Origin of the sequence: Hwangdonia sp., from assembly GCF_048381975.1 — a bacterium.
GTDB classification, from domain to species: Bacteria; Bacteroidota; Bacteroidia; order Flavobacteriales; family Flavobacteriaceae; genus Hwangdonia; species Hwangdonia seohaensis.
This window is the reverse complement of sequence record NZ_JBLWYT010000001.1, coordinates 844,831-852,571: the sequence shown is the minus strand read 5'-3', so window position 1 is coordinate 852,571 and position 7,741 is coordinate 844,831. Positions and strand designations below refer to the sequence as shown.

9 protein-coding genes and 1 tRNA gene are annotated in these 7,741 nt (G+C 34.2%); 2 read left to right on the top strand and 8 right to left on the bottom strand.

Going from position 1 to position 7,741, the window contains the following annotated elements; all coding sequences use genetic code 11:
• The first annotated feature begins 119 nt into the window (after nt 1-119).
• The gene (locus tag ACN5J7_RS03725) at nt 120-665 is read left to right on the top strand and encodes a TPM domain-containing protein (RefSeq protein ID WP_418602812.1); all 546 of its coding nucleotides are present in this window, start codon (nt 120-122) and stop codon (nt 663-665) included.
• Between the two features lie 489 nt (nt 666-1,154).
• Here ACN5J7_RS03725 and ACN5J7_RS03720 read toward each other — a convergent pair whose 3' ends face one another.
• The 8 genes from ACN5J7_RS03720 to ACN5J7_RS03685 form a co-directional block, all read right to left on the bottom strand.
• Nucleotides 1,155-1,673: a hypothetical protein gene (locus ACN5J7_RS03720; RefSeq protein WP_418602810.1), complete on the bottom strand. Its 519-nt coding sequence runs from the start codon at nt 1,671-1,673 to the stop codon at nt 1,155-1,157.
• A gap of 53 nt (nt 1,674-1,726) precedes the next feature.
• Nucleotides 1,727-2,422: a hypothetical protein gene (locus ACN5J7_RS03715; RefSeq protein WP_418602806.1), complete on the bottom strand. Its 696-nt coding sequence runs from the start codon at nt 2,420-2,422 to the stop codon at nt 1,727-1,729.
• 5 nt (nt 2,423-2,427) lie between these two features.
• On the bottom strand, nt 2,428-3,582 hold the full coding sequence (locus ACN5J7_RS03710; RefSeq protein WP_418602805.1) for a tyrosine-type recombinase/integrase: 1,155 nt from the start codon (nt 3,580-3,582) through the stop codon (nt 2,428-2,430).
• Between the two features lie 57 nt (nt 3,583-3,639).
• A complete protein-coding gene (locus ACN5J7_RS03705) occupies nt 3,640-3,762 on the bottom strand; it encodes a hypothetical protein (RefSeq protein WP_418602804.1) in 123 nt (40 codons plus the stop codon).
• 54 nt (nt 3,763-3,816) lie between these two features.
• A tRNA-Met gene (locus ACN5J7_RS03700) sits at nt 3,817-3,889 on the bottom strand.
• A 120-nt stretch (nt 3,890-4,009) separates the two neighbouring features.
• On the bottom strand, nt 4,010-4,192 hold the full coding sequence (locus tag ACN5J7_RS03695; protein WP_311939754.1) for a CPXCG motif-containing cysteine-rich protein: 183 nt from the start codon (nt 4,190-4,192) through the stop codon (nt 4,010-4,012).
• A 79-nt stretch (nt 4,193-4,271) separates the two neighbouring features.
• Nucleotides 4,272-5,096: a Two component regulator three Y domain protein gene (locus ACN5J7_RS03690; RefSeq protein ID WP_311939752.1), complete on the bottom strand. Its 825-nt coding sequence runs from the start codon at nt 5,094-5,096 to the stop codon at nt 4,272-4,274.
• 96 nt (nt 5,097-5,192) lie between these two features.
• On the bottom strand, nt 5,193-7,103 hold the full coding sequence (locus ACN5J7_RS03685) for an ATP-binding cassette domain-containing protein (protein ID WP_418602801.1): 1,911 nt from the start codon (nt 7,101-7,103) through the stop codon (nt 5,193-5,195).
• A gap of 155 nt (nt 7,104-7,258) precedes the next feature.
• Here ACN5J7_RS03685 and ACN5J7_RS03680 point away from each other — a divergent pair, with 155 nt between their 5' ends.
• The gene (locus ACN5J7_RS03680) at nt 7,259-7,642 is read left to right on the top strand and encodes a DUF983 domain-containing protein (RefSeq protein WP_418602800.1); all 384 of its coding nucleotides are present in this window, start codon (nt 7,259-7,261) and stop codon (nt 7,640-7,642) included.
• Nucleotides 7,643-7,741: the final 99 nt, after the last annotated feature.

Sequence of the window (7,741 nt, the reverse complement as noted above, 5' to 3'; positions counted from 1 at the left end):
CTTAAGTTTATTCCTTAATCTAAAGGTAGTCGCGCTTTTGGTCACTCTGATTTTCCTGCGGAAAATCCTCGGACTCAAAACCGCACTATTCTTATACGTAACCGTTGTAAACAATACGAATGAAATCGATTTTCAAAATAATATTCATTGCTTTTTTGACTATTTATAGTTGTAAAACAAAGCAAATTGAAAAGACAGAACTGAATACTAATGCACCGAAAGTTGAGTTTTCAGAATTTGACTTGGGAGAAAGTGATTTACCAAAATTAAAAAGAGAAGTAAATGATTTTGAATTTGTTTTTACTGTTGAGCAATTGGAAAAATTGACTTTAATGATTAGAAAGTTTGAGAAAAATACAACTAATCAAATAGCAATTGTTTCCATAGAATCTATCGGAAAATATAAGGATTTTAACAAGTTTGCGATTGATTTATCAAATTATAACGGAATTGGATTAAAAGAAAAAGATAATGGACTTTCTATTGTTTTCAGTAAAAACTTGAGAAAAATAAGAATTTCGACAGGATATGGAACTGAAAAGATTTTGACTGACGAAATTTGTAAAAACATAATTGACCAAACTATTATTCCTGAATTTAAAAATGGAGATTATTACAGCGGAATTGAAAAAGGAATGGCGGAATTAATAGCAAAATGGGAATAAAGTACTGTTTACAACAAAGAACTGAGTTAAAAAACAAGCAATTTTAAGCTAAACTAGAAACAAAGTTCTCTTAAAAAGACACCTCCTTTCACTATGCATAATCTTGTTTTCGCAAATTATTCCTTGTTCAATCAACCCTAGTTTTACACTTTTTCATTTAAGCTACCATTCTATATAATAATGCCATACTTTCGGGCTCTGTTGTATTTGCTAAATGAGGTGCTTAAAACATGTAGAAAACCAAGTATAATTATTTAAACACGTTGTATAAAACAATAATTTATTGAATTTACACATAACAACACTAAAATATTATCACTTCACATTTACTGCAAAAAGAATTTTGCACTCTTATTTGCACCCCAAAACCCCTTTAAAATGGGGAATTAAATAACAAAACCATTAAAAACCCATGGAGCAAAAACGGTGTGATATTTTTTTATCATCTTTTTATCACGAAAATTATCACTTTTATATTATTTCCTTTTTTTAGAATCTTTTCTTTAACGAATCTGGAATTGTTAATGGTATTTCAAACTGATATATGTATTTTTCGAATTTTTCAAAGTTAAATTGGGGTGTTGAGCTTGAACCATCCGCAAATTGAAAAACACTAGAATAAACCGAATTTAAATTAGCCACTCTTAAAAGATCAAATAATACTTTATCAAATTCTTTTACCAAGTTTTCCGGCAAATGTTGTTCGATTTTTTTTAGCGTTCCCATGTAATTATCAAGATCGGTTTGGGTTTCAATTTTTGTTCCAGAACGCTTTTTGGAATACATCCAAACAATGAGTTTTAAAAAGCCCGTAGAGTTAATAAAAGATTTTTTTTCATCTCTGACCATTTCATTTTTGCACAACGATCCATCAAAATAATTGGATAACAATTCCCGTATATATTTAGAAACTGTTTGCTGTTTTATTTCCGCCTTGGTTTTTAATTTTGCTTTTAGTTCGTCAGGCAACTTTAGGTTAATTGAAGCTGTTCTTGTGGGTTTATTCATGGTTTTTATTTATGATTTGATTTCAAAAACCATTCATGGTCTCTTTAATCACATTATTTATGGTCTGTCTTAACATTAAAAACTGTTTTTAGCAGAAATTCATCAGCTTCCTTTTCTGTTAACAATAATTGTTTTTTTATTGGCTTCTTTGTTTCACGCTCTTTTTCATTATCATTTTTCTCAATACTTCTTATTAAGCTGTGATGAATCGATTTATTAAATGGAAATACACTTTTGTGCTTTGATAAAACATCAATCAAATTGGTGGTCTTGGTGTTTTTGAAATTAAACTGGAATTTTTGATTGAGTTTTATCAAATGGTCATCTAGAGCCCTGCATTGATACTCGAAAAATATTTTTTTATTTTTGGAGGTTTTGGGCATGCAACTGTCAAAATTCTCAAGCAGCCTTTTATAGCCAAAAATCCATGCCTTCACATTTGAGAGGTACTTATCAAACAAAAACCGAAAAGATTCACGTCCAAGTCGATCTTTCATTTCCAAAAGCTGAAAAAGATTGCCTTCTAAAACATTGTCTTTTTTATATATTTCTAAAGCGTTTGTCGGTATCCGAAGCGAACGGATATCTTCGTTTGTCTTTATTATTCCAATATCCTCAAAAAACCGGTACTCCATTAACATCTTTTTGGTTTCTGCAGATAAATTGGGAAACAGGGCTTTTGGGAAATAAAATACAGATGGCATATATATGCGCTTTAATAGCGCTTCCATTTCCTTAGTTGCTTCCATATCTTTTACTTTAAATAAATTGAATAATCTTTAGGCAGTTCAGCATCAATATCCCTTAAATACTTTTCAAGGGAAGACATGGTAGCATGTCCAGTAATTTGCATTAAAACACTCTTGGCCGCAAAAGGGGATGTTTCTTCGACTAATGATCGATATAGCTTTGTTATGAAAGTATGCCTAAAACTATATAGTCCATAATTTTTATCCAAACCAAAAGGCTCTTTGACCACCTTCCTGAATCGCTTACTAAAATATCCGCTCCTACTGCCTAGTGTAGCCTCCCAATTACCTCCTATTCCATCGGGAGTAAACAAAAACAAGCTTCCATCCATATCGGATAGGTCTTTCAGTTCTTTCAACAGTAAATCCGGGATTAGCTTGGTTTTTAAGGTCTTGTTATTGGCCTTGAACTGGAGTGTTTTAGAATTTAAATCGATATCCTTTACCCGTAACCTGCAGACCTCTATGGGCCTCAGGAAATTATAGGACACGAACTTGATATAGAGAAGCAAAAGTGGGTCTTTTTCTTCGAGATATTCAAAAATATCTTGATGTTGCTTTTCCGTATATGTTTTATTGCGCTTCGGATTGGTCTTTAACGTATTAATGCTTTTAACAAAATTTTTATCTATGATATCGTTGTCCTCCAATACCTGGAATATACTGCTCAAACAAGTTCTGTAATTGTTCCTGTTTCTAGGTGACGTCCGCAACTGTACGTCGTTTAAAAACCCTGACACCAATCTTTTATCTACTTTATCAATGGTTTCAGTTTCTTTGGAATGCTCGGTCAACCATTTTTCAAACAATTCGCAACGGCTTTTGTAATCAACCAAGGTTCGTTCCCCAACCACATTTGTTTTTAACCTCAGGGCGTATTCCAAAGCCTCCTTTGGGGTTAATTTCTGTTTTCCATCCTCTAGCACAGATGCTTCTTCCGACATCTTTACCGCTTTTACTTCATTATTTGTGTTTTTGGGTTTTTCAATAGCGTTTTCGGTGGATTGGTCACTATACTTTTCAAGCAACCAAGTGTTGTCTTCAAAAGGGTTATACACTTGTTGGAGCAATTTAAGTAGCCGCTTTCTATACAATCTCAATAAAAAATACCGGGACTCTTTGGTTTTATATCGGTTGGTCTTTCCGGAGATGTTTTTCATCCGTTTCAATTTTCCCGTTTTCGGATTTACAAATGAAAAATAGACATACCAACGTTTTTAAAGATCGCCGTCAGCATCGTAAATTTTGGGAGTGAAAAATAAGGTTTTGTGTTCTAAATCGTGTTCCAAATCGTGTACATTTTCGACATCGAAGGTAATGAAAATGTAAATAGATTGCATAAAAAAACGGTTTAGAGTGAACTAAACCGTTTGTTTTAGAGGACTTTCTCTTTGTAGCGGGAACTGGACTCGAACCAGTGACCTTCGGGTTATGAGCCCGACGAGCTACCTACTGCTCTATCCCGCGATATAATCCAAAAAATGATTGTCTTAGCTTTTAACTTTCGGTTCATAATGCCGACCTAATCATTTCGGACTGCAAATATACAACCCTTTTTAATTTTAGCAAACATAAAAATCAAAAATATTATTGACCGATGCTATCTGCCTGAAAATGTATTAATTCCGAATTTGAAAATTGTACAGAGACTTGAATGGGATTACAACACACCTCGCAATCTTCTATATATTTTTGGTTTGCGATTGAGCTATCCAATAACATTGAGATGTTTTCCCAGCAATGCGGGCATGTAAAATAATGTTCTTTCATACAAAACAGAAACTAAAAAAAATAGATAACAATAACTTGCTATCTATTTTACTAATTTATGAAACAAACTTTACTCTAACTAATCTTTTTCAATATCCATTGTAGCTGTTGCATTCTGTAATTCTAAATGCATTAAACTCGGTGGATTCTTTCCGGAAACACTTATGTACTCTTTATTTAAATTATTATCGCTTACCATAAATGTATTCAACTTTGTTAAGTTCATAAACTCCATTGGCAAATCGCCTGAAAATTTATTGCTCGACAATAGTAATTCTTGTAACTGGGTTAATTGTGCTATCTCAACTGGTATTTCGCCATCCATTCTATTGTCCATAACACTTAGCTTTTCTAATTTTGACAAAGCGTAAATTTGGTTAGGAATCGTTCCCGTTAAAAAATTGCTTCCCAATAAAAGCTCTTTTAAGTTGGTTAAACCCATCAGCTCCATTGGGATATTTCCTGTGAGCTTATTGCTGTATAATTTTAATGATTCCAATTTTTTCAGGCTTCCAAGTTCTGATGGTATTTCGCCTTCAAAATTATTCATAAACAATTCTAAAGAAGTCAGTGCTTTTAAATTCGCTAATTCGGATGGAATCTTTCCCGTTAATTTATTAAACCCAAAATTTAACTTTCTCAAAGAAACAAGGTTTCCGATTTCTTTCGGTAAATTTCCTTGAAGGTTGTTAAATGGTAAATTAAGTTCTACAATTTTTTCGTTCTCAATAGTTACACCATACCACGAATCAATAGATGCATTCAGATCCCACGAAGAGTTCCATTCGCTGCCATTTGTTGAATTATATAAGGCTATTAGTGCGTCTTTTTCGTTTGAGGAAATGTTGGCAAAAGAATATGCCGACACAAGAAAGCATGCAACTATTAATTTTAAAGTCTTCATCTTAAATAGATTTGGGATTAATTCACTTACGAAAATAGGTGTTTAATGGATTAAATACTATTTTAATCGATGAAATGCATTAAATTTTAACATATCTCAATCGGCAAACTGCTCGATCTCAAGCTGGATATTTTCCCATTTTTGCATAAAACCCTCTAAATCAGATTTCTTTTTCTGATAATTATCAAAGAAATTGGGTTGAGATGTCACTTCTTCGTAATTAATTTCGAGCGATTGGTCAATAGCTTTTATCTCGCGTTCCAATTGATTAATCTTCGACTCGACATTGCTCAATTTATTATTTAAAGACTTTAGCTTTTTCTGGTCTTCATAAGATTGTTGTTTTTTTACTTTAGGCGTTTCCTTAACAACAGTGCGCTTTTCAACTTCACGCAAACTCTCAACTTTACGCTGATCTAAATAATAATCGATATCGCCTAAATATTCTCTTATTTTATGGTCTTTAAATTCGTAAACCTTATTGGTTAAACCCTGTAAAAAGTCTCGATCGTGCGAAACAAGAATCAAAGTACCTTCAAATCGTTTCAAAGCTTCTTTCAACACATTCTTAGATTTAATATCTAAGTGGTTTGTAGGCTCATCCATGATTAAAACATTAAAAGGCTGCAACATTAATTTAGCCAATGCCAAACGGTTGCGTTCGCCCCCAGAAAGCACGCGCACGTACTTATCTACCTCATCGCCCCTAAATAAAAACGAGCCCAAAATATCGCGCACTTTGCTTCTATTGGTTTCGTTTGCAGCATCAACCATGGTATCGTGCACCGTTTTACTTCCGTCTAAATACTCCGCTTGGTTTTGAGCGAAATAGCCAATTTGTACATTATGGCCCAACTTTAAATAACCGTTGTATTTAATATCGCCAACAATAATTTTTGCAAGTGTCGATTTACCTTGTCCGTTTTGTCCAACAAATGCTGTTTTGCTATCGCGCTCAATAAGTAAATCTATATCTTTTAAAACTTGGTTGTCGCCGTAATTTTTCGAAACACCTTCAGCTTCAACCACCACTTTACCAGGGGTAATCGATACCGGAAAATTAAGTGTCATCACACTATTATCATCTTCATCAACTTCAATCCTATCAATTTTATCAAGCTTTTTTATAAGAGATTGCGCCATGGTGGCTTTTGAGGCTTTGGCCCTGAATTTCTCGATAAGTTTCTCGGTTTGCTCAATTTGCTTTTGCTGATTTTTTTGGGATGCCAATTGTTGGGTTCTCAATTCTTCACGCAACACCAAATACTTGGTATAAGGTTTCGGATAATCGTAAATTCTACCTAACGAAATTTCAATGGTTCGGTTGGTTACATTATCCAGAAACATTTTATCGTGCGACACAATAACCACAGCGCCGGGGTAGTTTTTTAAAAAACCTTCAAGCCAGATAATAGATTCAATATCCAAGTGGTTTGTGGGCTCATCTAATAATAATATATCATTATTCTGAAGCAGGAGCTTTGCGAGTTCGATACGCATGCGCCAACCGCCAGAAAAGGTATCGGTAAGCATATTAAAATCTTCGCGCTTAAAACCCAAACCCTGTAAAATCTTTTCGGTATCGCCTTGGTAGTTGTAACCGCCCAAAATTTCGTATTGATGCTGCAGCTCGTTAATATCAACCATAAGTTGGTGGTAGCCTTCACTTTCATAATCGGTACGCTCTGCCATTTGGGTGTTTACCGTTTCCATGTTGGCTTCCAGTTCTTTAATTTCGGTAAATGCTTCGTAAGCTTCCTCAAGCACCGTTCTTCCAAAAACAAAATCAATATCCTGCTTTAAAAAACCTATTTTAAGTTCTTTATCGGCCGCAATCTGACCAGAATCGGGTTCCATTTCTTTCGATAAAATTTTTAGCATCGTCGATTTACCGGCGCCGTTTTTCCCAATAAGACCTACCCTGTCGCCATTACCAAGTTTAAAAGTAATGTCTTCAAATAGGTATTCGCCTTGAAACGAAATCGATAAATTATGAATGTTCATCATAGAAATGTAACTTATATTACTAACTCTTTATTATTAAAGTTTATTTTTGCACCAGATTCCCGCTTTCGTGAGAATGACAATTTTAAAAAGTAAATCTCCACAAAAGGTAGAGAAATGATTTTTTCGATTGCGAATGCAAAAGTACATTAAAATATATGTTTAAAAAAGGAACAAAATTATATAGCGTTTTTACTGGCTCTTGCCCTAAATGCCACGAAGAGTCTATGTTTAAAAACAAGAATCCGTACATACTTACCGAGGCTTTAAGCATGCACGAAAATTGCTCGAATTGCGGCACCAAATACAAAATGGAACCGTCATTTTTTTACGGCTCCATGTATGTAAGCTATGCCGTTGGTATCGCGTTTGCAACCGCAGCTTTTGTCATTTCGTTTTTTGTTTTCAATGCCAGCATACATACCGTTTTTATATCCATAATAGCAACACTCATTGTTTTTATGCCTGTTATTTTAAGGGTTTCCAGAAATATTTGGATTAACCTTTTTATACATTACGACAAAAATTTGGCTAGAAAATAATATCTTTTTGGGCGTTACCACAACCCTTCGACAACGCTCAGGGCAAGTGGTCGGGCTATCCGCTACAAGTCCTCGCTCCTGCGTCGCTGTGGGCTTTCC